The 24,318-nt window shown below is 67.6% G+C and carries 23 protein-coding genes and 2 tRNA genes; 9 read left to right on the top strand and 16 right to left on the bottom strand.

All coding sequences use genetic code 11. The features are described from left to right. Positions 1 to 29: 29 nt before the first annotated feature. On the top strand, positions 30 to 1,727 hold the full coding sequence (pknB, locus tag CUR96_RS12585) for a Stk1 family PASTA domain-containing Ser/Thr kinase (protein WP_102193642.1): 1,698 nt from the start codon (positions 30 to 32) through the stop codon (positions 1,725 to 1,727). 14 nt (positions 1,728 to 1,741) lie between these two features. Then, complete coding sequence (locus CUR96_RS12580) at positions 1,742 to 2,071, top strand: DHCW motif cupin fold protein (RefSeq protein ID WP_102193997.1); 330 nt, start codon at positions 1,742 to 1,744, stop codon at positions 2,069 to 2,071. A 12-nt stretch (positions 2,072 to 2,083) separates the two neighbouring features. On the opposite strand, the gene CUR96_RS12575 is transcribed toward CUR96_RS12580, so the two are convergent. From CUR96_RS12575 to CUR96_RS12570, 3 genes are read right to left on the bottom strand one after another with little or no spacing between them, the layout of a single operon-like run. After that, on the bottom strand, positions 2,084 to 2,752 hold the full coding sequence (locus CUR96_RS12575) for an anthranilate synthase component II (protein ID WP_102193641.1): 669 nt from the start codon (positions 2,750 to 2,752) through the stop codon (positions 2,084 to 2,086). Beyond that, positions 2,749 to 2,904 (bottom strand): hypothetical protein, encoded by a 156-nt coding sequence (locus tag CUR96_RS18620; protein WP_180969022.1) that lies wholly within the window; start codon positions 2,902 to 2,904, stop codon positions 2,749 to 2,751. The genes CUR96_RS12575 and CUR96_RS18620 overlap by 4 nt, the downstream gene beginning before the upstream one ends. A gap of 31 nt (positions 2,905 to 2,935) precedes the next feature. Then, a complete protein-coding gene (locus CUR96_RS12570; RefSeq protein WP_102193640.1) occupies positions 2,936 to 3,730 on the bottom strand; it encodes a class E sortase in 795 nt (264 codons plus the stop codon). A 91-nt stretch (positions 3,731 to 3,821) separates the two neighbouring features. Between CUR96_RS12570 and CUR96_RS12565 the strand changes: the two genes are divergently transcribed. After that, positions 3,822 to 4,061, top strand: coding sequence for a cell division protein CrgA (locus tag CUR96_RS12565; protein ID WP_102193639.1), 240 nt, complete (start codon positions 3,822 to 3,824; stop codon positions 4,059 to 4,061). Between the two features lie 283 nt (positions 4,062 to 4,344). Here CUR96_RS12565 and CUR96_RS12560 read toward each other — a convergent pair whose 3' ends face one another. Beyond that, on the bottom strand, positions 4,345 to 5,235 hold the full coding sequence (locus CUR96_RS12560; RefSeq protein WP_102193638.1) for a rhomboid family intramembrane serine protease: 891 nt from the start codon (positions 5,233 to 5,235) through the stop codon (positions 4,345 to 4,347). Between the two features lie 18 nt (positions 5,236 to 5,253). Further along, entirely contained in the window at positions 5,254 to 5,811 is a 558-nt protein-coding gene (locus CUR96_RS12555) for a peptidylprolyl isomerase (protein ID WP_102193637.1), read from the bottom strand. Positions 5,812 to 5,980: 169 nt separating this feature from the next. Here CUR96_RS12555 and CUR96_RS12550 point away from each other — a divergent pair, with 169 nt between their 5' ends. Together CUR96_RS12550 and CUR96_RS12545 are read left to right on the top strand one after the other, a co-directional pair. Continuing rightward, entirely contained in the window at positions 5,981 to 6,484 is a 504-nt protein-coding gene (locus CUR96_RS12550; RefSeq protein WP_102193636.1) for a DNA helicase, read from the top strand. A 92-nt stretch (positions 6,485 to 6,576) separates the two neighbouring features. After that, a complete protein-coding gene (locus CUR96_RS12545) occupies positions 6,577 to 7,005 on the top strand; it encodes an aminoacyl-tRNA deacylase (RefSeq protein WP_102193996.1) in 429 nt (142 codons plus the stop codon). A gap of 9 nt (positions 7,006 to 7,014) precedes the next feature. Here the strand turns inward: CUR96_RS12545 and CUR96_RS12540 are convergent, their stop codons facing one another. Beyond that, positions 7,015 to 7,449 (bottom strand): NUDIX hydrolase, encoded by a 435-nt coding sequence (locus CUR96_RS12540; RefSeq protein WP_102193635.1) that lies wholly within the window; start codon positions 7,447 to 7,449, stop codon positions 7,015 to 7,017. Between the two features lie 117 nt (positions 7,450 to 7,566). Between CUR96_RS12540 and CUR96_RS12535 the strand changes: the two genes are divergently transcribed. Together CUR96_RS12535 and CUR96_RS12530 are read left to right on the top strand one after the other, a co-directional pair. Continuing rightward, positions 7,567 to 8,016: a DUF1801 domain-containing protein gene (locus CUR96_RS12535; protein WP_102193634.1), complete on the top strand. Its 450-nt coding sequence runs from the start codon at positions 7,567 to 7,569 to the stop codon at positions 8,014 to 8,016. 27 nt (positions 8,017 to 8,043) lie between these two features. Continuing rightward, complete coding sequence (locus tag CUR96_RS12530; RefSeq protein ID WP_102193633.1) at positions 8,044 to 9,162, top strand: M24 family metallopeptidase; 1,119 nt, start codon at positions 8,044 to 8,046, stop codon at positions 9,160 to 9,162. A 64-nt stretch (positions 9,163 to 9,226) separates the two neighbouring features. Here the strand turns inward: CUR96_RS12530 and CUR96_RS12525 are convergent, their stop codons facing one another. Continuing rightward, positions 9,227 to 11,533, bottom strand: a complete 2,307-nt coding sequence (locus CUR96_RS12525) for a hypothetical protein (protein ID WP_102193632.1) — start codon at positions 11,531 to 11,533, stop codon at positions 9,227 to 9,229. 166 nt (positions 11,534 to 11,699) lie between these two features. Here CUR96_RS12525 and CUR96_RS12520 point away from each other — a divergent pair, with 166 nt between their 5' ends. Further along, a complete protein-coding gene (locus CUR96_RS12520; protein ID WP_180969021.1) occupies positions 11,700 to 14,207 on the top strand; it encodes a helix-turn-helix transcriptional regulator in 2,508 nt (835 codons plus the stop codon). Here CUR96_RS12520 and CUR96_RS12515 read toward each other — a convergent pair whose 3' ends face one another. Continuing rightward, positions 14,208 to 14,603 (bottom strand): RidA family protein, encoded by a 396-nt coding sequence (locus CUR96_RS12515; protein ID WP_102193630.1) that lies wholly within the window; start codon positions 14,601 to 14,603, stop codon positions 14,208 to 14,210. It abuts the gene before it with no gap. Positions 14,604 to 14,724: 121 nt separating this feature from the next. On the opposite strand from CUR96_RS12515, the gene CUR96_RS12510 reads away from it, so the two are divergent. Then, a complete protein-coding gene (locus tag CUR96_RS12510) occupies positions 14,725 to 15,717 on the top strand; it encodes a helix-turn-helix transcriptional regulator (protein WP_102193629.1) in 993 nt (330 codons plus the stop codon). Between the two features lie 49 nt (positions 15,718 to 15,766). On the opposite strand, the gene CUR96_RS12505 is transcribed toward CUR96_RS12510, so the two are convergent. From CUR96_RS12505 to gyrB, 8 genes are all read right to left on the bottom strand, one after another. Then, positions 15,767 to 15,839: transfer RNA gene (locus CUR96_RS12505), tRNA-Ala, on the bottom strand. A 28-nt stretch (positions 15,840 to 15,867) separates the two neighbouring features. Continuing rightward, positions 15,868 to 15,941, bottom strand: a tRNA-Ile gene (locus CUR96_RS12500). A gap of 96 nt (positions 15,942 to 16,037) precedes the next feature. Continuing rightward, positions 16,038 to 16,958 carry a DUF4097 family beta strand repeat-containing protein gene (locus CUR96_RS12495; RefSeq protein WP_102193628.1) on the bottom strand — a complete coding sequence of 307 codons (921 nt, stop codon included), beginning with the start codon at positions 16,956 to 16,958 and terminating at the stop codon, positions 16,038 to 16,040. Continuing rightward, positions 16,955 to 17,644, bottom strand: coding sequence for a LuxR C-terminal-related transcriptional regulator (locus CUR96_RS12490; RefSeq protein WP_102193627.1), 690 nt, complete (start codon positions 17,642 to 17,644; stop codon positions 16,955 to 16,957). The genes CUR96_RS12495 and CUR96_RS12490 overlap by 4 nt, the downstream gene beginning before the upstream one ends. A gap of 52 nt (positions 17,645 to 17,696) precedes the next feature. Further along, positions 17,697 to 18,962: a sensor histidine kinase gene (locus CUR96_RS12485; RefSeq protein WP_102193626.1), complete on the bottom strand. Its 1,266-nt coding sequence runs from the start codon at positions 18,960 to 18,962 to the stop codon at positions 17,697 to 17,699. A gap of 157 nt (positions 18,963 to 19,119) precedes the next feature. Then, a complete protein-coding gene (locus tag CUR96_RS12480; protein ID WP_102193625.1) occupies positions 19,120 to 19,524 on the bottom strand; it encodes a DUF3566 domain-containing protein in 405 nt (134 codons plus the stop codon). Further along, on the bottom strand, positions 19,521 to 22,100 hold the full coding sequence (gene gyrA, locus CUR96_RS12475) for a DNA gyrase subunit A (protein WP_102193624.1): 2,580 nt from the start codon (positions 22,098 to 22,100) through the stop codon (positions 19,521 to 19,523). Before gyrA ends, CUR96_RS12480 begins: the two co-directional genes overlap by 4 nt. A 52-nt stretch (positions 22,101 to 22,152) precedes the next feature. Further along, positions 22,153 to 24,225 (bottom strand): DNA topoisomerase (ATP-hydrolyzing) subunit B, encoded by a 2,073-nt coding sequence (gyrB, locus tag CUR96_RS12470; protein ID WP_102193623.1) that lies wholly within the window; start codon positions 24,223 to 24,225, stop codon positions 22,153 to 22,155. Positions 24,226 to 24,318 lie beyond the last annotated feature (93 nt).

Raw genomic sequence — 24,318 nt, 5'->3', positions numbered from 1 at the left:
CTTCACCAGTCGTATCAGGGGGTAGATCCGTGTCAACAGAGCAACGCGTTCTCGCGGGTCGTTACCGCGTCGACGAGCTCATCGGGCACGGCGGCATGGCCAAGGTCTATCGCGGGCAGGACATGACGCTCGGCCGGGAGGTCGCGATCAAGATCCTCGATCCCGATCTGGCGCGTGACACGGCCTTCCGCACCCGGTTCCGCCTCGAAGCACAGGCGGCATCGCGGATGTCGCATCCCTCGATCGTGCGCGTCTACGACGCCGGCGACTCGACCACGGGTTCGGGAGCGGCCTCATCGGATGACCCGCCGTACATCGTGATGGAGCTCGTCAAGGGCACCCTGCTGAAGGACATCATCTCGAACGGACCGGTTCCGGTCGCCGACGCCGTGCGCTACGTCGACGGCATCCTCGAGGCTCTGGACTACTCGCACCGTGCCGGAGTCATCCACCGCGACATCAAGCCCGGCAACGTCATGGTCACCGACAAGGGCCAGGTCAAGGTCATGGACTTCGGCATCGCCCGCGCGGTGTCGGACTCCTCCTCGACCGTCGCCGAGACCACGCAGATCATCGGCACCGCCGCGTACTTCTCGCCCGAGCAGGCGAAGGGCGAGCCGGTCGACGCCCGCGCCGACCTGTACTCCACCGGCGTCGTGCTCTACGAGCTGCTGACCGGGCGTCAGCCGTTCCGCGGCGATTCGCCGGTCGCCGTGGCCTACCAGCACGTCAGTGAGACGCCCGTTCCGCCGACCGAAGTCAACGAGGAATCCCCCGGGGCCCTCGATCCGATCGTGCTGCGCGCGCTCGCGAAGGATCCGTACCAGCGCTTCCCCGATGCGGCGAACTTCCGCGCCGCGCTCGATGCGGCCACCACAGGCCACGCGCCGAGCCGCAAGCAGCTCGGCGCACTGACGAGCGAGCTGTACGGACCGAGCCCGCGCCACGCGCAGGAGACGGCACGCTCGCTGCGTCAGCTCAGCACCGACACCACGATGGCCCGCACGCAGTCGGGACCACCGGTGGCATGGATCTGGGCCGGCGTAGCCCTGCTCGCGGTGCTTCTCGCCTCGGTGCTGTTCTGGGTGCTCACGATCAGCATGCGCCCGCCGGAGGTGCCGAGCACGGCACGCACCGTGCCCAATCTGGTGAACGTGTCGGCGGAGCGCGCTCAGGAAGACCTCGGCGTACTCGATCTCACGGCGAAGCTGGTGCTGGAATCCAGCACGGACATCGCCGAAGGCAACGTGATCCGCACGGACCCCGAAGCCGGGGTCACCGTCGCCGAGGGCGATTCGATCACCGTCTACGTCTCGACAGGCATCGAGACCAGCGTCGTGCCCACACTGGAGGGCCTGTCGCGAGCGGCCGCCGAGGCGGCTCTCACGGCCGCGGGCCTCGAACTCGGCTCCGTGACCCAACGCAACGACAACAATCTCGCTGCCGACACCGTCATCGAGGCGAGCCAGGTGGCAGGTGCCGAGATCGCACCGGGAACCGCGGTGAACCTGGTGGTCGCCAGTGGCAAGGTCAGCCTCGACAACGTCACGGGCTGGACAGTGACCTCGGCCACGACCGCGCTGGAAGAGCTCGGTCTGGTCCCCGTGCAGGTGGCGCTCGCGGACTGCCCCGCGACGAACCCGAACACCGTGACCTCGATGTCGTCGGCGCCGGGAGACGTACCCGTCGGCGCGACGATCGAGTTGCGCTACTGCACGGGCAAGTGATCGGGCGGCATCCGATGAACATCATCGACGTACCGTTCGGCACCACTGACTGGGCCACGATCGAGCCCACCGTCCATCCGGGAACGAGCGGGGCTGCTCACTGGCGCACGCAGGTGTTCGGCGACATCCGGGTCCGGATGGTCGAGTACACCCCCGGCTACGTCGCCGACCACTGGTGCACCAAGGGACACGTGCTGCTCTGCCTCGAGGGCAGTCTCGAGACGGAACTCGACGACGGACGGATGCTGACGCTGACGCCGGGGATCTCGTACCAGGTCGCCGACATGGCCGAAGCGCACCGGTCCTCGACGGCAACGGGCGCGAAGCTCTTCATCGTCGACTGAGCGGGATCGGACCTAACCGGTTCGGCCGACCGGGGGCGACAGCGGGTGCAGCGACGCCGAGCGCACCACGGCATCGCGGTCGCCGCAGAGTTCGAGCCAGTTCGCGAGCAACCGGTATCCGCCCTCGGTGAGGACGCTCTCCGGGTGGAACTGCACCCCGTGGATCGGCAGCGCGGTGTGTGCGATGGCCATCACGGTGCCGCTGTCCGTCGTCGCGGTGACCACGAGTTCCGGCGGCAGGTCGGATGCGGTCAGGGCGAGCGAGTGGTAGCGCCCGACATCGAAACGTGAGGGGATGCCGGAGAACAACGCAGAACCGTCGTGGACGACCGCCGACACCATGCCGTGCATCAGTTCGGGCGCCTCCGTCACAGCGCCACCGAACGCCTCACCGATCGCCTGATGTCCGAGGCACACCCCGAGCAGTGGCATGTTCATCCGCGCCGCGATGCGCACGACATCGAGTGACGCTCCGGCGTCGACCGGTGCTCCGGGCCCGGGGGAGAGCATGACGGCGTCGAACGGCCGCAGCAGCTGCTCCCATGCCGACGGGCTCAGCGGCCCCTCGGCATCCGTGGCATCGGCTTCGATCAGCATGACGTCCGCGCCGAGCTCGCGCAGGTAGCCGACCAGGGTGTGCACGAAGCTGTCGTGGTTGTCGACCACGAGCACGCTGGTCATTCGAGGTCGACTTCTCCCGGGGTGACGAACGGACTCACCCAGGGGAACACATAGAAGAACAGCCCGTACAGGATCGCGGCGACCACGACCAGCACGATGAGCAGCCGCAGCCACCAGGGACCGGGCAGCAGGCGCCAGAGTGCGGCGTACATCAGATGTCTCCCTCGCTGTGCATACTCATCCTCACACCGACGGTGCCGCCGGGGTCGGCGGGGGATCGGTCAGTGCCTTCGGGGGTCCTTCGGCACGAGGCTGGAAGCCCTCGAAGACGCCGTAGGCGACGATGCGCTCGGCGAGCGAGTACAGCGGGGAGCAGGCGGTGAGGGTGATGTATCGCTCGCCGGTCTGGGCGTCCGGCATCCGGGGAACATCGAGCAGCACGTCGACCGCGCTCGGCTGGACGTACTCCAGCGTGCGGAACCGGTAGGTGTACCAGCCGTCCGGCGTCTCGACGACGATGGCGTCGTTCAGCTGCAGCTTGTCGATCTGGTTGAAGGGCTTGCCCCAGGTGGTGCGGTGTCCCGCCATCGAGAAGTTGCCGACCTCGCCCGGCATCTTCGAGTCCTTGTAGACGCCGATGCCGAGGTCGTCGAGGGTGCGCGCGCGCGAGGTGCCGCCGTAGATCCCGAAGTTGTAGTCGGCACCGAAGCGCGGGACATGGAGGAGACCCAGCTGCTCGGTGTCGGCGGGAGGCTCAGGGATCACCGGTTCGTAATAGGTCGTGCCGTCGTCGGCCTCGACCACGGGAGGCGGCTCCGGTGCGGGGGCTTCGGCCCACTGCTGCGAGATCGCCGCACCTTCATCGTTCTTCTGCGCCGCGATGATGATGTCGCCGATCCACATCTGCCAGGCGACGAACAGCAGCACCAGAACGCCGGCCGTGAGCAGCAGTTCGCCGAGGACGCTCGTGAACGTCGCGCGGGGGCGGGACACCCGGCGACGCGTTCGTCGTGTCGCGGACACGGCGGAAGCAGTCATGGCGCGATCCTATCCCGCGGCGGTGAACGCAAGCCGTGACCGGACAGGGACCCCTTCTGTGGATGCGGGGTCACATGGGTAGAATGTCGGCATGGCACGAGACCGCAATACCGAAGAACCCGTCGTCGAGCGCGCCGAGGGCGATGCCGCTCCCAACGCGGTGTGGTTCAAGCCGGTGATGATCGGCTTCATGCTCCTCGGGCTCGCCTGGATCCTGGTCTTCTACATCTCGGGCACGACGTTGCCGATCCCCGGCCTCGGCAACTGGAACCTCGGCATCGGCCTGGGTATCGCGCTGATCGGCTTCCTGATGACGACGCGCTGGCGCTGACCGCACCTCTGTTCTTTGAAAGGCCCCTCGCGCAAGCGAGGGGCCTTTCGCTTGTCCACGGAGTTATCCACTCTGGACGCAAGGGCGCAGGGATGTCCCCGGAGTGAGCATCGGGAGGGGCCCGCGAAGCGGGAGGGAACCCGCTCTGCGAACGAAGGGGAGCATCCCGGAGCCCGACCCAGGAGAGCTCGGCCGCGGAGTTATCCACAGGTTTGTGCACAGGGTGGGGAGAATTACACCGGTGTTATTCACACCTGTTAACAACCCTGTTAAGAACTCCTGATCAGGAGAGAAGGATCAGCGGGGGCACCAGGGCGACGACGACGAGCAGAAGAACGGCGACCGTCGCGAGCAGGACGATCTGCCACGTGCGCTGCTCGCGACGGCGCGTCCTCGTGAGGATGAAGGCGATCAGAGCTCCGACGAGCGCTCCGCCGAGATGGGCTTCCCAGGAGATGCGCGCGACGAAGAAGCTGAACGCGAAGTTGATGCCGAGGACGACCAGGATGCCGGTGACGTTCGCGCCGAGGTGGCGCCCGATGATCAGCAGGGCGGCCATGAGGCCGAAGATCGCACCCGAAGCGCCCACCGTTGCGGTGGTCGGAGCGATGAGGGCAACGGCGACCGAGCCGCCCAGGCCGCTGATCAGGTAGAGCGCGAGGTAGCGGGCGCGGCCGAGCATGGGCTCGAGGGTCTGTCCGAGCATCCACAGTGCGAGCATGTTCAGGGCGAGATGGACGAAGCCGCCGTGCACGAACATCGCGGTGAGCAGCCGCCAGGGTTCGAAGATTCCGCCGTTGAGCTGTGGATACAGATAGGGCGCCGCGAAGCGGAGCGCCAGCGTGATCTGATCGCCGACACCGGGGATCAGCTGCAGCAGGCTGATGAATGTGGTCACAGCGAGCAGCACGTACGTGACGATCGGCTTGCCGCTGCGTACGGCGGTGATCGTGCCACCGCTTCCGCCCCAGCGGCGCTGGGCGCGCTTCTGGGCCGGCGTCCTGTTCTTGCGCTCCGCCGTCATGCACTCCGGGCAGATGACGCCGACCGGGGCCTGCGTCTGGCACTCGGGGCAGACGGTGCGCATGCAGCGCTGGCAGAGCACGAAGCTCTGCCGATCCGGATGCCGGTAGCAGAAGTTGTCACGATTGCTCGTGAACTCGGAGCTCGTCATCCGGATCGGCAGCGCGGGTCAGGCCGCGACGATGTCGACCGACTGAAGCACGACCGGCTCGATGGGGCGGTCGCCGGCGGCGGTGGGCACAGCGGCGATCGCGTCGACGACGGCCTTCGAGGCGTCATCGGCGACCTCGCCGAAGATCGTGTGCTTGCCCTTGAGCCAGGGGGTGGGGTCGGTCGTGATGAAGAACTGCGAGCCGTTCGTGCCCTCGACCTCTCCGGTGGCGGGGTTGCGGCGCAGGCCGGCGTTCGCCATCGCGAGGATGTAGGGGGCGTCGAAGTTCAGCTCGGCGTTGATCTCGTCGTTGAAGTTGTACCCGGGGCCGCCGACGCCCTGACCGAGCGGGTCGCCGCCCTGGATCATGAAGTTCGGGATGATCCGGTGGAAGACGACGTCCTTGTAGAGGGGGCCCTCGCCGGGCTTGCCGGTGGCGGGGTGCGTCCAGTCCTGGGAGCCGTCGGCGAGGCCGACGAAGTTCTTCACGGTCTTCGGGGCCTGGTCGCCGAAGAGGTTGATGACGATGTCACCGTGGTTGGTGTGCAGGGTCGCGACGTGGGAAGCATGAGGCATGCCCCTATTCTCGCAGAGCTTGCGGTGAGTTCGCCCGGTTCCGCATCGATCGCCGGCGCAGAAGGTAGCGCGCAGCATCCGATATGGCAAGGACCCGGGGATTCCCGCCCGACTTCCAGCCTCGTCTGGCAATATGGGGAACCCGTACTCCAATGGACAGGAGAGCATCGTGAGCCTCAGCCGCAAGCGCAAGAAGGAACTGCGACGTCTGCAGCACGACGCCACCGAGCTGTGGGAGTCGCAGCAGGTGCTCGTCGGCCACGCAGCCGACGTCGCCCGCGAGGCGAGCCGACAGCTCGCCGGTCTCGGCCGCGAGCAGGTGCTGCCCGCCGTGCAGGACACCTACAACCGCCGCGTCGCACCGGTCGTCGACCGCGGCGTGAAGATGGGCCGGCATGTCGTCGACGACAAGGTCGTCCCGATCGTCGGCGGCGTCGTCGGCAGCGCTCTCACGGCATGGGACTTCGCGAACGCCAAGCGTCACGGCGTCGCCGTCCCACCGCCGCGCGGCGCTTTCGGTGCCAAGAAGAAGAGCATGGGCCTCGGCTCCGTCGTCGCCATCGTCCTCGGTGCCGCTGCGGCCGTCGGCGTGCTCTACGCCGCATGGCAGGCGCTGCGTGCCGACGACGAGCTGTGGGTGGCGGACGACCCGCTCTCCGCTCCCGACGCGTGAGTTCAGCCGACCTGGTCGGCGGTGGTTCGGTGTCTGACAGCGACGATCGGCATGCCCGGGTTCGAGATGCCGCCGCCGCGCATGGTCTCGCCATCGAGATTCTCGAGCGCCCCGCGGCGGGCAGCCTCGCCGAGGCCGCTGAGCTGCTCGGCATCCCGCCGTCCGGGATCGTGAAGACGCTGGTCGTCAAGCGCGCGGACGACACCTACCTGTTCGCCCTGGTACCGGGTGGCCGGTCCATCTCGTGGCCGAAGCTGCGAGCGGTCGTCGGAGTCAACAAGCTCCGCCTGCCGGAGCCGGAGCTCGCCCTCGCCGCGACCGGCTACGAACGCGGCACGATCGTGCCGATCGGCAGCAGCACGCCGTGGCCGATCTTCGCCGATGAGTCGATCGTGGGTCAGCGCATCGCGATGGGTGCCGGTGCGCACGGCTACAGCCTGTTCGTCGACGCCGACGACCTCATCGCCGCCTACGGAGCGACGGTCGCCGACATCTCGGTACCTGAGGCCGCTCGCGACTGACGCGGTCGGCTACAGGATCTTCGCCATCCGCAGTGCGATGTCGACCAGCTTCACCCGCTGCAGCTCCGCGACGGCGGGCAGCGAGAACCACTCGGCCATGTCGGTGGATCCTCCGGTCTCGAATCGGAGCTTGCCACCGGTGACCCGCGCCCGGTAGACGATGCGCAGGGTGTGCAGCGGAGCATCCGCCGACTTCGCCGACCGGCTCACCCGCTGACTGGCGGGGATGACGCGGGAGTGGATGCCGAGCAGCTCGCCGACCTGCACGGTGTACCCGGTCTCCTCCCTGAGTTCGCGCCGCACTGCGTCCTCCGGGTCCTCACCGGGCTCGAGTCCACCGCCGGGCATCGTCCAGGCGACACGGCGACCCTCGATCCAGCGCGCCAGGAGAATCCGGTCATCGTCATCGGTGACGACCGCGTATGCCGCGACCCGCATGTCCATGGCTCTCACCCTAGCCGTCCGCACCGAGGCCGAACTGATCAGAAATCGAGAAGTGCCGGCGGGCAGGCGCGCGTAGCCTCGGATCCATCAGGCTTCACTGAACGAGAGGATCCGCTGATGACCGAGGAAAAGAAGAACTTCACCGACGAAGAGCGCGAGGCGATGCAGGCCGCCGCCAAGGAGTCGAAGGCGCGGCGCTCTCGTGCGAAGAAGTCGCCGGAGGAGCAGCGAGCGGCGGGCGAGGCCGACCTCAAGGAGGCCATCGCCAAGCTGCCGGACGCAGCCGACCAGAAGCTCGCCGAGAAGCTGCACGCCCTGGTCACGAAGGTCGCGCCGGAACTCGTGCCGCGCACGTACTACGGCATGCCCGCGTGGGGCAAGGACGGCAAGGTGCTGTGCTTCTTCCAGCCGGCGAGCAAGTTCAAGGTGCGCTACGGCACCTTCGGCTTCGAGCCGATCTCGAATCTTGACGACGGCACCGTCTGGCCGACCGCCTACGCGGTGACCGATCTGACCGACGCCGACCTGGATTTCTTCGCCGAGCGCATCCGGCTCGCCGTGAGCTGATGCAGCGCGCGGAGTAGCGTGGGGCGGGTGAGCACCCTTCCCTTCGCGACCTCCGTGTACGCCGCCCGTCTGGACCGTGCCGCCGACCTCGCCGCCGAGGCGGGGTTCGACGGGATCATCATCGGTCCTGGGCCCGATCTGCAGTATCTGGCCGGCGTGGAGGGGGACACGATCGAGCGCCTGACGGCACTGATCGTCAGACCCGGCCGGCCGGCGACCGTGGTCGTGCCGCACATGGAACTCGCGAAGGTGCGCGACACCGCGATCGGCGAACTCGGGCTGACCATCACCGACTGGGTCGACGGTGAGAACCCCTACGACCTCGTCGCCGCCGCGATGGGATCCGTGTCGCGCGTCGGCGTCTCGGACGCACTCCCGGCACTGCACGTCATCCCGATCGGGGAGCGGCTGGGCGTGCGGTTGGAACTCGCCACGCCGGTGCTGCGCGAGGGGCGGATGATCAAGGATGACGCCGAGATCGCCGAACTGCGTCGGGCCGGCGCAGCCATCGACGCCGTGCATCGCCGGGTGCCGGAGTGGCTGCGCGCCGGCCGGACCGAACGCGAAGTGGCGGCGGACATCGCCGAGGCCATCGTGGCTGAGGGACATCGCACGGTCGAGTTCGTCATCGTCGGGTCCGGCCCGAATGGAGCCGACCCGCACCACGAGGTGTCGGATCGCGTCATCGAGGACGGCGACATCGTCGTGGTCGACATCGGCGGCGCGGTTCCCAGCGGCTACAACTCCGACAGCACGCGGACCTACGCCGTCGGAACGCCGCAGCTCGACGCATCCGATCGCATCGCGACGCTGGTGCGCGCGCAGCAGGCCGCCGTCGATGCGGTGCGACCTGGAGCGACGGCATCGGAGGTGGATGCCGCAGCACGACAGGTGCTCGCTGACGCCGGTCTCGGCGATGCCTTCGTGCACCGCACCGGTCACGGCATCGGCGTCTCCGTGCACGAGGAGCCGTACATCGCTCCCGGCAACGAGCTGGTGCTTCGGGAGGGGATGGCGTTCAGCATCGAGCCCGGCATCTACTTCGCGGGCGACTGGGGCGCGCGCATCGAGGACATCGTCGTCGTGACCGCCGACGGCGGCGAGCGGCTGAACGTCGTCGAGCACCGCCTCACCGCCGTTCGCTGACACGCACGAACTGCTCTCAGACCGACGGAATGAGAGCAGTTCGCTCGTCGCCCTGCGGGGGAGATCAGGCGACGCGGCGGCGGATCAGGACGAGTCCGCCGGCGGCGATCAGTGCGAGCGCGATACCCGCGACGCCCGCCCAGAGCCCCGCATCTGCTCCGGTCGTGGCAAGCCCACCGCCGTCAGAGTCTCCTGGCCGCGTCGGGTTACCGGGGGTGCCGGGTTTGCCGGGCTCCGCGGCCGCCTTCACGGTGAGAGTCACTTCGCTGCTGCGGTCGCCTTGCACGAGAGCGACCGGGTGGGCGCCCGGTGCGGCGTTCGCAACCCGCAGCGTGTACGACACGTGGCCCGCCGCGTTCGCGGTGACGACGCCGACCTCTTGTCCGTCGAAGAACACGGACACATCCTGACCGGGCGTGAACCCGGTTCCGGTGAGCAGCACTCCGGTCGTCGCGAGGGCGTCCGGCGCGATCGAGGACAGGCTCAGCACCAACTGCGGATCACCGGGGAGGGGGTCTTCGGTAACGGTCAGAATCGCCTCGCCGAGGACGTCACCGGGGGCAAACCCAGGCCCCTGCACGAGCCGCACGGTGTGTGCGCCCGGAACAGCGTCGGCGATGGTGAACGAGGCAGACCCCGTACCCGTGGCGGACGCCGTGAAGGCGGCCACTTCGACTCCGTCGAACAGCACGCGCACCGGCACGTCCGCAGGGAGCCCTTCGGCCGTGACGTCGACCCCGTCGGTCTCAAGAGCGCCGGTGGCGATGGTGGTCGGCGAGAGGGTCACCTCGGCCGGATCGATCGGGGCTGCGGTCACGATGACCGTGTCAGATGCCTCCCACTGTCCGCTGCGCAGCAGCACGGTCGACGTTCCGACCCCGACGCCGGCGCGAGTGATGGTCGTTGCGACCGATCCGTCGGCGCTGCTCGTCACCGTCGACACGACGGCGCCGTCGAACAGCACCTCGATCTCGGCGATCTCGGGGAACCCCGATCCCTCGACCTGCACACCGGTGTCAGCGAGCGCCGACTGCGTGAGCGTCTCGGGGAGCACGGTCACCGTCGGGTCGTACACGATCGGATCGGCGGTCACCTCGAACGAGCTGGTCGCGCTCCACTGACCACTGGTGAGGACGACCGGATACTGCGCAACCGCGGCACCAGCCTTCACGAACGTGTACGACACTTCGCCGGTACCGGAGGAGTCGACCGTCGCAACGGTCTCACCGGCGACCTGGATCGAAACCGGCGCATTGGCCGGGAACTCGGCGCCGGAGATCTGCACGCCGCCCGCGGCCATCGCGGAAACCGTGAGCTTGTCCGGCGTGACCGCCGCCGTGGGCTCATAGACGATCGGGTCGGCTTCGACGGTCAGCGTCGCGGATGCCGACCACTGGCCGTTCGTCAAGGTGACGTTGTGGGTCCCCACGGCCGCTCCGGCGTGAACCAGGGTGTAGCTCAGCGATCCGTCGGTGCCGCTCGTCACGGTCGACACGACCGATCCGTCGAAGGCGATGTCGACAGGAACCGAGGCGGGGAACCCGGCGCCGGTGACGGTCACGCCCGCCCCGCCGAGCCGGGAGACCGTCGCGGTGGCAGGATCGACCGCCGCGGTGGGATTGTAGGTCGGGTCTTCGATGATGGTCAGGGTCGTTTCGGCCGAGCGGATGCCGCTGACCAGCCGCATCGAGTGATCGCCGACTGTCGCGTTCGGCCAGGAGAGGAGCACCTCGACGTCGCCCTCGGCGTCGGCGGTGCGCGCGGCGGCCTGCTGGCCGTCGATGACGAGGTTGACAGTGCTCCCCGGCGCGAAGCCCGCACCGGTGATGCGCACTGCCCCCGCAGGATCGGTGACCTGGGAGAGCGTCGCCGGATTCGGCGACACCGAGATCGTCGGCGCCGCGGCATCGATCGCCGCTTCGTAGGTGAACTGCTGGCCGCTGCAGAACAGGCCGGTACCGATCATGTCCGCAGCGTTCGAGCCTGCGCTCGTCACGGTGCCGTCCGCGTGGAAGACGCCGCCCAGCCAGTACTCCGCGCTGTAGTCCGCATCGATCTGGTACGTCCAATTCGCCGAGAACGAGCCGTCGGCCGCGATCGCGGTATCCGGAATCGCGTTGAAGGCGAGGGGCGTCTGGATCGGAGGAACGCCGCACGCGATCCATGCGGTCGTGGCGACGTCGGTGATCATGCCGCCCTCGACGGTGATCGAGAAGTCGTAGCCGTGGCTGTTCTCACCGACGTAGACGCCGTCCTCCGTGGCGGCGTGGGCGGGAGCCGCGATCGCGACGGCACTGAAACCGACGGCGAGGGCGACGCTTGTCACGGCACCGAGAAGACGGGAGGTGCGGGAGCGTGGATGCGATGTCATCGAGCTGTTCCTGACGAGAAGGGGCGAACACAATCAGGCTCAGGCTATGAAGGCGTCGATGCGTGCCGCATCCGTAGAAATACGGGAGTTCTTCGAATGACTCGAGAAACTGGTCCTGATCAGCGTGATCCGGATATCCTTCATGTGTTCGAGACGAGGGGGCGGCATGTTCATCGGGCGTATGGCCGAACTCACCCGACTCCGCTCGCATCTCACCGACCCGGACGACAGCGCACACCGCGTCGTGCTGCTGGAAGGCCCGATCGGGATCGGCAAGACGGCCGTGGTGAACGAATTCCTGCGGTCCGGTCTCTCCGAACGCGTGCTCTTCAGCCGCCCGGCCGAACTCGCCACGAACATCCCGTTGGATGGCATCCGCTCGATCATCGAGGAGCTCCTCGATGAAGACCTCCTCCTCCTCCTGGCGGAGCAACGACCAACGCGCGTCCTTCTGCGCAGCATTCGCGAGCGCCTGGCCGCCGACCCGACCGTGATCGTGATCGACGACGCCCATTGGCTGGACGCGCCGGCGCGCGGCATCCTCGAGCGACTTCTATCGGAACCTTCATCCACCGCCCTCTCCTTCCTCTTCGTCTTTCGTACCGGTGCAGCACCCGAGTCGCTGATCCGTGCGGCCACGCGTGGGGGATCCGCCGTGCACCGCATCACACTCGGGCCGCTCGACGAAGCGGATTCGGCGACGCTGCTGGCGGCTCACGGCGCCCAGGGGAAGGAGTACATCGAGCTCGCCGCCGGAAACCCTCTCTTCCTCCGCCTGCTCGCGGAATCCGGCCGCGGTGACGACGCCGACGACGTATCGCATCAGGAGATCGGTGACACGCTGCGCGGGGAGCTCCTCACCCTGGACGAGGAGTCGCGTCGTCTGATGCAGGCGCTGTCACTCACACCCCCCGTCGCACCGGAGACGCTCGGCGCCATCGCGGGTCTCGGCGCGCAGGACATCGCCGAGGGAGCTGATCGCCTGGCGCAGCGCGGCCTGATCGAGGCCGAGAGCCTGCGGGTCGTGCATCCGTTCATCCGAGCAGCTGCCTACCGCAGCATGACACCTCGGGAAAGACGGCTGGCCCACCGCACCGCGGCTCGAAACGCGTCCGACGTTCTTCAGCAGGCATCACACCTGCAGCATCTCGGCTCCCATCTCACCTCGGATGAGCTGGAGACCGTCCTCGAAGCGGCGGGGATCGTCTTGGCGACGTCGCCGCAGAGCTGCGTCGCCATGCTTCACCGCAGTCGTCGCATCCCGCACCGTGCGCGCGATCTGATGCTGGCCCGCGCCCTCCTCATCGACGGGCAGCCCGTCGAAGCCGAGGCGCTGCTGCGCGAAGTCCATTCCGCGCAGGAGCCGACCGGAGAGTCCTTCGCCCTGCTGATCCAGTCCCTCCGCATCCAGAGCCGCCCCGATGAGGGCATCGAACTGGTGCGGGAGGCACGGGCGATGCCACTCGATCCGGAGGTCGCCCTCGAACTCGTGACACTCGAAGTGATGCACGACAGCGATTCCGACGTCGCCTCGCGCACCTGGCTGGAGCAGAACGACGGCGACGTACCCGCTCACGCCGCCGCACTCGCCGGCCTGCGCGCCCTCGCGTTCCTTCGAGAAGGCGACCTCACCCGCGCGAGAGCCTCCTACCAGGCAGCGAAGGACGGCTTCTCGGCCCTGTCCGCATCGGAGATGCTGCGGGTGATCGACGTGACCACGGCGATGGGATGGTGCGCGCACTTCCTCGCCGACTTCGCAGTCGGTGCCGGTTTTCTCGAGCGCGCGATCCGCCTGGCGGAGACGCACGGGCGCTTCCATGTGCTTCCTCACCTCTATCTGATCCTCGGCTTCATCAGCATTCCCCTCGATCGATGCGAGGAGGCCGAGGAGCTCATCGAGCTCGCGATCGACGCGGCAGAGAAGTACAACTGGCCGGATGCCGTTCCTCTCGCCCTCACGGCATCGCTCGTCGCAGCACCGGGCAGGGTCGTACCGGAGGAGATCGTCGCCCGATATCAACGTCTCGCCGCAGCAGGACTCCCGCAGGTCGGCTGGTGGCGCCGCATCGTACGACTGATGCGGGCTCGGGCAGAGATTCTGCTCGGGATCCCGGTGGATGCCTCGGAGCTCGACCTCACCGACGGTGACATCTTCGCCTCGCAGAAGCACATCGGCCTGGGAGAACTCGCGTTGAAGCGCGGGGATGCTGCCGCCGCTCTCCGTCATGCAGATGCGGCGATCGCGTGGGGTGTCGAGGCGGAGCATCCCTCGCAGGCGGGCCACGGCACCCTGTTCCGTGCCCAGGTACTGGTGACTCTCGACCGCGCCGAGGAGGCTCTGGGGGAAGCCCAGCGGGCCGTGGAACTCTTCGACGAGGCCGGTGCTCTCCTCTATCGCCGCCTCGCGCGCGCGTGGCTGGCTCAGGTGTCGGATCGCGTCGAGATGGCGGGCCTCCGCCTCGACCAGCTCACACCACGGGAGCGCGATGTCGCGGACCTGGTCGCGGACGGCCACAGCAATCGGTCGATCGCCGAACGGCTGCACCTGAGCCCCCGGACCGTAGAGAGCCATGTCGCCAGGATCCTGCAGAAGACAGGGCTGCGCTCGCGGGCCGGCCTTGCCCGGCACCTGGACGCCGGACGACAGACCGCCCCGCTCGAGCAGACGCCCTGATCAGCCGACGGCTGTGCCCTCCAGTTCCACCAGCTGACCGGGGATCGCCAGTCGACTGACCCCGAGCATCGTCGTGGTCGGCGCGATCTGTGCCGCTCCCAGCCGAGCGGCGAGTATGCCGTAGTGGGGGAACAGCTGGTCGACGTCGGTCGTGTAGACGTTGAGGCGGATGAGGTTCGACAATGTCATGCCCGCGCTCTCGAGCACAGCCTCCAGATTGTCGACGGCCAGACCCAGCTGGGCCGAGATGTCGCCGTCGTGCAGGGGAGCGCCCTCCGCGCTCATCGCGGTCTGCCCGGAGATGTACAGCGTGCGATCGTGCCCGGAGACGAGCTCACCTTGGTTGAATCCCAGTTCCTGCGACCAGCTCACCGGGTTGACTGCTGTCCGTTCCATTGCCATTTCAGCTCCATCTCATCCACTGCGACTCAGGCTCCGGCCGATCGGCGAGCCCTCATCATCGAGCCTGTCAACGATTCACGACACCATGTGTCATGTATTCGCGTAGGGTTCTGGCATGCGCGCTGATCGCCTCGTCTCTCTGGTGCTGCTCCTGCGCCAGCGCGGCCGTCTCTCCGCGACCGCGCTCGCGTGCGAGCTGGAGGTGTCGACGCGCACCGTGCTGCGCGACATCGAAGCACTGTCCACCGCCGGCGTCCCCGTCTTCGCCGAGCGCGGCCGGCATGGCGGCTTCGAACTCCTCCCCGGGTTCCGCACCGAGCTGACGGGCCTCAATCACGACGAGGCCCTCGCGCTGCTCACCGCGGGGTCGGGGAGGGGCGAGCAGGTCTTCGGGCTGGGCGCGGCGCTCGCTTCGGCCATGCGCAAGGTGGTGGATGCTCTTCCGGAGGGCCATCGGACGACGGCGAGCGACGCCGCCCGGCGCATCCTCATCGAACCCGAGGCCGACCTGCTCGCCCGACGGCAGGTCACCGAGGACATCTCCGGTGCCGTCATGTCCGAGGTTCGCGGGGCCGTGCTTCGCGGACACCGGCTGCGCATCCACTATGCAGCGGCGGATCGCGAGCCCGCCTGGCGCACGGTCGATCCGATCGGCCTGGTCACCGTCCGCGACAGGGGCTACCTGCTTGCCACGGTCTCCGGTGCCGACCGCACCTACCGGCTCTCCAGGATCCTGCATGCTGAGGAGCTGGCCGAGATCGCCCAGCGCCCGCAGCAGGTCGACCTCGAACGGATCTGGCAGGAGCGCAGCATCCGCTTCCGCACCGGCGGAGACCAGATCGTCGTCGTGGCTCGGGTGGAGCCGGCGCGTCGAGAGGAACTCGTGAGCACCGCGCTCGCGGTGTCATCAGAGGTGGCGGACACAGACGGAAGGCTGCGTCTCGAGATGGCCTTCCAGGACGCACGGCATGCCGAGTGGGCCCTGTGGCAGCTCGGTACGGATGCCGAGGTGCTGGAACCGGAGTCCGTGCGGGCCGCACTGCGGCGACGTGCCACTGAACTGGCGAGGCTGTATCGAGACACGGGAGATAAGCCAATACGCGGCTGACGCCGGACGCAGAAAGAGCGCCGACCTCAGGGGCGACGCTCTCGAACTGTGGAGCCTAGGAGATTCGAACTCCTGACATCCTGCTTGCAAAGCAGGCGCTCTACCAACTGAGCTAAGGCCCCGAACGGGTGTTCAATTTGACGTGCAGAGTGGGGATACCAGGACTTGAACCTGGGACCTCTTCATTATCAGTGAAGCGCTCTAACCGCCTGAGCTATATCCCCGTCAACCTCCAAGACTTTACCCGATTCTGACCGAGAATCCGAATCGAGGGCAGGCGGCCGCTCCGACGCACTCATCGGCGCCGGAGCAGCCAATGCTCAGGTGCCCGGACGCAGGGTCGCCGTACCGGCGGAAAGCTCGACGTCGATGGTGTGCCGCGAGTTCGACGACTCGTCGACGCGGCTGTCCAGGGTTCCCGCGCTGACCTGGTCGACCACGTTGTACTCGGTGTCCGGGAGCGTCAGATCGAATGTTCCCGCACTGACGGCGATCGACACGGCATCCGGTGCGGCACCGGTGAGCTCGACCTCGAGGTCACCGGCCGACACGGTGAAGTCGGCCACGGTCACCTCGTCGAGTCGCACGTCGGCGCTGCCGGCGCTGACGTTGGCCGTGACGTCGACAGCCGAGCCGTCGACCGACAGCGAACCGGCCGACATCTCGATGTCGAGGTCGCCGAAATCGGCGTCGACGTCGAGAGCCCCTGAACTCAGATCGAACTCGGCATCCAGCCCAGCACTTCCCAGGTTCTGCGGCAGCGTGAGGACCACGGTCTGCTCGTCGCCGAACCACCCCCCGAGCCACCATCCGAACACCGATTCCGGGCCCTGCACGACCAGGTCGCCGTCATCGCGGCGCATCGACCAGTCGCCGCGACCGCCGGAGACGGTGAGCACGGCCTCGTCGACGTCACCGAATCTCACGGTGACGTCGGCAGCGCTCGCGTTCACGTCGATCCCGTCGATGCCGTCGACGTCCAGGCTCTGCTCGCTGGTGCTGCGGGAGAACTCCGAGACCGAGGCCACCGCCGCGGTGCCGGCCGTACCGACGAGCGCGAGTCCGCCGATCACGGCCGTCAAGGTGACGATCGTCTTCGAGTGGCCGTTGCGCGGCGGTCCCGCTGCCGGAACAACCGACGGCGCGCCGTCCGACGGTAAACCTGCCGACGGGGCTTCTGTGGGCGGCGGCGGCGTGAGCGGGGTGTGCTGACCCGGCTGGTTCTGCTCTTCAGTGCTCATCGTGTCACTCCTGTCTGGCCGGTCGGAGGCGTTGCTCCGCCGTAGTTCTCGATGTGGGCGAGCGCGGCGAGCACGCGGCGGTTCCCCGACTCGCCCTGTTCGAAGCCGAGCTTCTGGAAGATGGCGGTGATGTGCTTCTCGACGCTCGCCTCGGAGAGGAAGAGCAGCCCGGCGATCGCCTGATTCGATTTGCCCTCGGCGATCAGGGCGAGAACGGTGCGCTCGCGCTCGGTGAGCCGCAGCATCCGATCGTCGCGGTTGCGACGTGTGAGCAACTGAGCGACGACCTCCGGGTCGAGCACCGTGGCACCCTCCGAGATCCGCTGGACGGATGCGAGGAACTCCGAGACATCGGCCACCCGATCCTTGAGCAGGTAGCCGAGGGGCCCGCCCTGCGCGGCGATCAGGTCGCTGGCGTACCGCTCCTCGACGTACTGCGAGAGCACGAGGAGGGGGAGCGACGGGTGCGTGGATCGAAGCCCGAGCGCGGCACGGATCCCCTCATCGGTGAACGTCGGGGGGAGCCGCACATCGAGGATGCAGAGTTCCGGTGCGGTGTTCTCGACGGATTCCGCGAGACCCTCGGTGTCGGGGAGTGCGGCGACCACTTCGTGGCCGGCGTCCTCCAGCAGCCGGACGAGTCCTTCGCGGAGCAGAACCGAGTCCTCGCAGATCAGGATGCGCATGAGAAGCGTCCGTCCGTGTCGATGTCGTCGTGCCGGCTGAAGTGCGTGCAGATCAGGATGCGCATGGCACGTTCACCTCCAGCGACGTCGGGCCGCCCTGCGGGCTGTCCAGCCGGAAGGTTCCGCCGGCTGCGAGGATGCGGTTGGCGATGCCGTCGAGACCGCCCCCGGGCTGGACCTGTGCACCGCCGATGCCGTTGTCCTCCACGCGGGCCCACAGCGTCCCGCCCTCGCGGATCCGCACGATCACCCTGGCCTCACTGGCGCGGGAGTGCTTGGCGGCATTGGTCAGCGACTCCGCGATCGAGAAGTACACGGCGGCCTCGGCTTCACGGCTGCATCGACCCTCCATGCGCACATCGAGGTGCACCGGGATGTGGGAGCGACCGGCGAGCGCTGACAGCGCCGCGTCGAGTCCTCGATCATCGAGCACCGACGCGTGGATGCCGCGGGCGAGCTGCCGCAGCTCGGTGATGGCTGCCTTCGTCGATGTGTGCGCCTCGGAGATCAGCGCCTTCGCCGTCTCCGGGTCGTCGTCGATCTTCTGCTGGGCGAGGCCCAGGGTCATCCCGACCGAGACCAGCCGCGGCTGGACCCCGTCGTGGAGGTCGCGTTCGATGCGGGTGCGCTCGACATCGGCCGCCCGCACAGCGCCCTCGCGCTGAGCCGTCGTCGTGCGGACACGCTCGGTCAGCTCGGCCTCGCGACTGCGGACGACGATCGCCAGGCTGATCGTCCTGTGCAGCAGGGCGAGCCCCAGCACTCCCATCGCGCAGGCGAGCACACCGAGGATTCCGACCAGAGGCGCCCAGCCAGGAGCAACGGCGTTGCCGAAGATGCCGTCGACCGGACCGTCGGACATCAGCGGCGAGAAGGCGAAGATCGCCGACGACACCAGTCCCCATGCGAGGCGCAGCACGATCGTGCCGAAGACGCCGGCGATGGCGAAATTCGCCAGTGCGCGCCACATCCGCCCGTCGATCGACTGCCGGGCGAGCGAGCGCAACCAGCCGCCGAAGCCGGGGTGCCCGCTGCCCCGCCAGCGCAGGGGAGCGATGTCGACGCGATACAGACCGCCGACGCGGGCCACCTCGAACCAGCCGATCCCGAACAGGGCGTACACGAGGCCGACGAGCAGGAGCACGCCGACGCCGAAGGCGAAGAGCAGGCCGATGCCTGCCCCGAGCAGACCGGAGAGCGTTGCGAGAACGGCCGATCCGATCACGCCGAGAGCGGCGAGATGCAGGATGGTCGTGATCACCCGCAGCGGGGGTTTCGCCGTCTGCGTCGGCGTCGGGGTCGCAGTCTGTGTCGTCATGGTTCAAACGTAGGGCGCGGCCCCCGGCCGCCGACACCGAGTCATCCGGAGATCCGAGTTCGGGTTTTCCCTACTCGCCCATCCGGGAAAGCAAGAAGCGAGGCGGATGCCGCAGCATCCGCCTCGCTTCTGAACCGGTGGTGAACCGGCCGAAGGACTAGTTCGACATGAAGCCGACGAGCAGCCCGCCGGTCACCTTGACGGCGACGTTGTAGATTCCTGCGATCACGGCGCCGAGCACGGTGAACACGATGAGGTTGAGGATCGAGACCACGGCGGCGAACGCCATCACCTGGGGAAGGCCCACGACCTGCGAGAGCTGGATGCTGCCGTCGGTGAAGCTGGCGACGATGCCGTCGGCTTCGGCCAGCAGCCCGGTCGCCTGCAGCACCAGGTAGATGAGGAAGAACGACACCATGGTGACGATCGCCAGGGCGACGGCACCGAGGAAGGAGAGCTTCACGGCCGACCAGAAGTCGACGTAGACCAGGCGCAGACGGACCTGCTTGCCGCCGGTCTTGCGCGTCGACTTCTTCGCCAGCTTGTCGGCTACTGTGCTCATGCGTCTTGGCTTTCCTCAGGGGTCTGTGTGGTCTCGGTCGCGGTCGCCTCGGCATCCGCTGCTTCCTCGACTTCTTCAGCGAGGCCCCGCTCGATGTTGCGGGCGATGGCGAGGATCCGGTCGGCTTCCGTCGTCCGGGCGAACACCACTCCCATGGTGTCTCGGCCCTTGGCAGGCACCTCGGCCACGGCAGAGCGTACCACCTTGCCGCTGGACAGAACCACCAAGACCTCGTCGTCCTCGGCCACGATCAGACCACCCGCGAGAGTGCCCCGATCGTCGTGGAGTTTGGCGACCTTGATGCCGTATCCGCCGCGTCCCTGGACGCGATACTCCTCGACCGCGGTGCGCTTCGCGTAACCGCCGTCGGTCACCACGAACACGAACTGACCGGGTGCTGCGACGGATGCCGAGAGCAGGCTGTCGCCCTCACGGAACTTCATCCCCTTGACGCCGGCGGTCGCGCGTCCCATCGGACGCAGCGCCTCGTCGGTGGCCTGGAAGCGCACCGACATGCCGCGGCGGCTGATGAGGAGGATGTCGTCCTCCTTGTTCACCATCAGCGCGCTGACGAGCTCGTCCTCCTCGTTCAGGCGGATCGCGATCACCCCGCCCTGGCGGTTGGTGTCGTAGTCGCCGAGGCGGCTCTTCTTGACCAGACCGTCGCGCGTCGCGAGCACCAGGTAGTCGGCCACCTGATAGTCGCGGATGTCGAGGACCTGGGCGATGCTCTCGCCGGGCTGCAGCGCGAGCAGGTTCGCGACGTGCGTGCCCTTCGCGTCGCGGCCCGACTCCGGCACCTCGTAGGTCTTCGCGCGGTAGACGCGTCCCTTGTCGGTGAAGAACAGCAGCCAGTGGTGCGTCGTCGTCACGAAGAAGTGCTCGACGATGTCATCCGCCCGCAGCTGCGCGCCCTTGATGCCCTTGCCACCGCGGTGCTGCGAACGGTAGTTGTCGCTGCGCGTGCGCTTGATGTACCCGTCTCGCGTGACGGTGACGACCATCTCCTCCTCGGCGATGAGGTCTTCCATCGACACGTCGCCGTCGAAGCCGTGCAGGATGTGCGTGCGACGCTCGTCTCCGAAGCGCTCGACGATGCCCGTGAGCTCTTCGCGGATGATGGTGCGCTGGCGCAGCTCGTCGGCGAGGATCGCCTTGTACTCCGTGATCTGGGCTTCGAGTTCGGTGGCCTGATCGATGATCTTCTGGCGCTCGAGGGCGGCCAGGCGGCGCAGCTGCATCTGCAGGATGGCGTCGGCCTGGATGTCGTCGATGTCGAGGAGCTTCTGGAGTCCCTCGTTCGCCTCCTGCGTGGTCTGCGATCGGCGGATGAGGGCGATGACCTCGTCCAGAGCATCCAGTGCCTTGAGGTATCCGCGCAGGATGTGCATGCGCTTCTCGGCCTCGTTGAGCCGGTACTGCGTGCGGCGGACGATCACTTCGATCTGGTGCGCGATCCAGTGGGTGATGAAGCCGTCGATCGCGAGCGTGCGCGGCACGCCGTCGACGATCGCCAGCATGTTCGCGCCGAAATTCTCCTGCAGCTGCGTGTGCTTGTACAGGTTGTTCAGCACGACCTTGGCGACGGCATCCCGCTTGAGGACGACGACGAGGCGCTGACCGGTGCGGTCGGACGACTCGTCGCGGATGTCGGCGATGCCGGTGATCTTGCCGTCACGGGCCAGGTCGCCGATCTTCACCGCGACGTTGTCGGGGTTCACCTGGTACGGCAGTTCGGTGACCACCAGGCAGGTGCGACCCTGGATCTCCTCGACGTTGACGACCGCGCGCATCGTGATCGAGCCGCGACCGGTGCGGTACGCCTCCTGGATGCCCTTGGTGCCGAGGATCTGCGCGCCGGTCGGGAAGTCGGGGCCGGGGACGCGCTGGATGAGGCCGTCGAGCAGCTCCTCGCGGGAGATGCCGGGGTTGTCGAGCGCCCAGAGCGCGGCATCCGACACCTCACGCAGGTTGTGCGGCGGGATGTTGGTCGCCATGCCGACCGCGATGCCGACCGAGCCGTTGACGAGCAAGTTGGGGAAACGAGCCGGGAGGACGGAGGGCTCCTGGGTCTGGCCGTCGTAGTTGTCGTGGAAGTCGACGGTGTCCTCTTCGATGTCCCGCACCATCTCGAGGGCGAGGGGCGCCATCTTGGTCTCGGTGTATCGAGGGGCGGCCGCACCCATGTTGCCGGGGGAGCCGAAGTTGCCCTGGCCGAGAGCCAGCGGGTAGCGCAGCGACCACGGCTGCACGAGACGGACGAGGGCGTCGTAGATCGCCGAGTCGCCGTGCGGGTGGTACTGACCCATGACCTCGCCGACGATGCGGGCGCACTTCGAGAACGACTTGTCGGGGCGGAACCCGCCGTCGTACATGCCGTAGATGACGCGGCGGTGCACCGGCTTCAGACCGTCGCGGACATCGGGAAGCGCACGCCCGACGATGACGGCCATCGCATAGTCGAGATAGCTGCGCTGCATCTCGGACTGCAGGTCGACCTGGTCGATCCTGCCGTGGTCGTGCACCGGCTCGGCGCGCTGCTCACCCTTGTCGGTGGGGAATTCTTCGTCAGTCATGTGTGTGTCAATCCGGTCGTTGATCGTGCGAGGCGAGGCGAGACGCCGGCACTCAGATGTCGAGGAAGCGGACGTCCTTGGCGTTGCGCTGGATGAAGCCGCGGCGCGACTCGACGTCTTCACCCATCAGCACGCTGAAGATCTCGTCGGCGGCCGCCGCGTCCTCGATCGTGATCTGCTGCAGGGTGCGGGTGGAGTGATCCATCGTGGTCTCCCACAGCTCCTTCGGGTTCATCTCACCGAGACCCTTGTAGCGCTGGATGCCGGCATCCTTCGGGATCCGCTTGCCGTTGTCGAGGCCGTGCTTGAGCAGGGCGTCGCGCTCGGCGTCGCTGAAGACGTACTCGTGTGCGGAGTTCGACCACTTCAGGCGGTACAGCGGCGGCATCGCGAGGTAGACGAAGCCCGCTTCGATCAGACCGCGCATGTAGCGGAACAGCAGCGTCAGCAGCAGCGTCGTGATGTGCTGGCCGTCGACATCGGCATCCGCCATCAGCACGATCTTGTGATACCGCGCCTTCTCGATGTCGAACTCCTCGCCGATGCCCGTGCCGAAGGCCTGGATCATCGCCTGGACCTCTTTGTTGCCCAGTGCCTTGTCGAGGCGCGCGCGTTCGACGTTGAGGATCTTGCCGCGCAGCGCCAGGATCGCCTGGGTGTGCGGATCGCGACCCTGCACCGCCGAGCCGCCTGCGGAGTCACCCTCGACGAGGAAGATCTCGCTGATCGACGGATCCTTGCTCGTGCAGTCCTTGAGCTTGTCCGGCATCGCGGCCGACTCGAAGACGCTCTTACGACGTGCCGTCTCGCGGGCCTTGCGCGCGGCGAGGCGGGCGGTGGCCGCGTCGATCGCCTTGCGGATGACGTTCTTCGCCTGCACCGGGTTGCGCTCGAACCAGTCGCCGAGCTGGTCGCCGACGACCTTCTGCACGAACGCCTTCGCCTCGGTGTTGCCGAGCTTGGTCTTCGTCTGACCCTCGAACTGCGGCTCGCCGAGCTTGATCGAGATGACGGCGGTCAGGCCCTCGCGGACGTCGTCGCCGGAGAGGTTCTCGTCCTTCTCCTTGATGATGTTGTTCGCGCGGGCGTACTTGTTCACCAGGGTCGTCAGCGCCGCGCGGAAACCCTCTTCGTGGGTGCCGCCCTCGTGCGTGTTGATCGTGTTCGCGTAGGTGAACACGTTCTCGGTGTACGAGGTCGTCCACTGCATCGCGACCTCGAGTGAGATCTTGCGCTCGGTGTCTTCGGACTCGAAGGCGATGACCTCATCGTTGACGACCTCGGCATGACGCACCTTGTTCAGGTACTCGACGTAATCGACGAGTCCGCGTTCGTAGAGGAAGACGTCGCTCTTCTGCTTCTCGACGACCGCGCCATCCACCTCGATCTCGTATGCCGAGGAGGGGCGCTCGTCCTGCAACTCGATGCGCAGGCCCTTGTTGAGGAAGGCCATCTGCTGGAAGCGCGTGCGCAGCGTGTCGTAGTCGAACTCGGTCGACTCGGTGAAGATCTCGGCGTCGGGCCAGAAGGTGATGACCGTTCCGGTCTCGTCGGTCTCCTCGCCCTTCTCCAGTGCCTGCTGCGGAACGCCGCCGTTCGCGAAGCTATGACGCCAGACGTGACCCTGACGCTTGATCTCGACCTCGAAGCGGGTCGAGAGGGCGTTCACGACCGACGAGCCGACGCCGTGCAGGCCGCCGGAGACCGCGTATCCGCCGCCGCCGAACTTTCCGCCGGCGTGCAGGATCGTCAGCACGACCTCCACCGTCGACTTCGACGGGTCGGAGGAGTGCGGGTCGACCGGGATGCCGCGGCCGTTGTCGACGACGCGCACGCCGCCGTCTTCGAGCAGCGTGACGAGGATCGCGTCGGCGTGACCGGCCATCGCCTCATCGACCGAGTTGTCGACGATCTCCTGGACCAGGTGGTGGAGCCCTCGGGGACCCGTCGAGCCGATGTACATGCCGGGGCGCTTGCGGACGGCCTCGAGACCCTCGAGGACCTGGATCTCATCGGCACCGTATTCGCCGGGCTGCTTCGGCGGGCGAGAGGAGGGGGTGCTCGCGGATACGGGGGTTCCCCCGGTGGTCGATTCCGTCTCGTCAGCGGGGGATTCAGGCGTCATCAGAGGGCGTTCTCCACATCGATATCACGAACTCCCATTCTAGCGGGATTTTCGTGCTCAATGCGGCTCAGCGGCCACGTGCGGCTCTGTAAT

This window comes from Microbacterium aurantiacum (assembly GCF_002872075.1).
In the GTDB taxonomy this organism is placed as follows: Bacteria; Actinomycetota; Actinomycetes; order Actinomycetales; family Microbacteriaceae; genus Microbacterium; species Microbacterium aurantiacum_A.
This window is presented reverse-complemented; position numbering and strand designations above follow the sequence as displayed.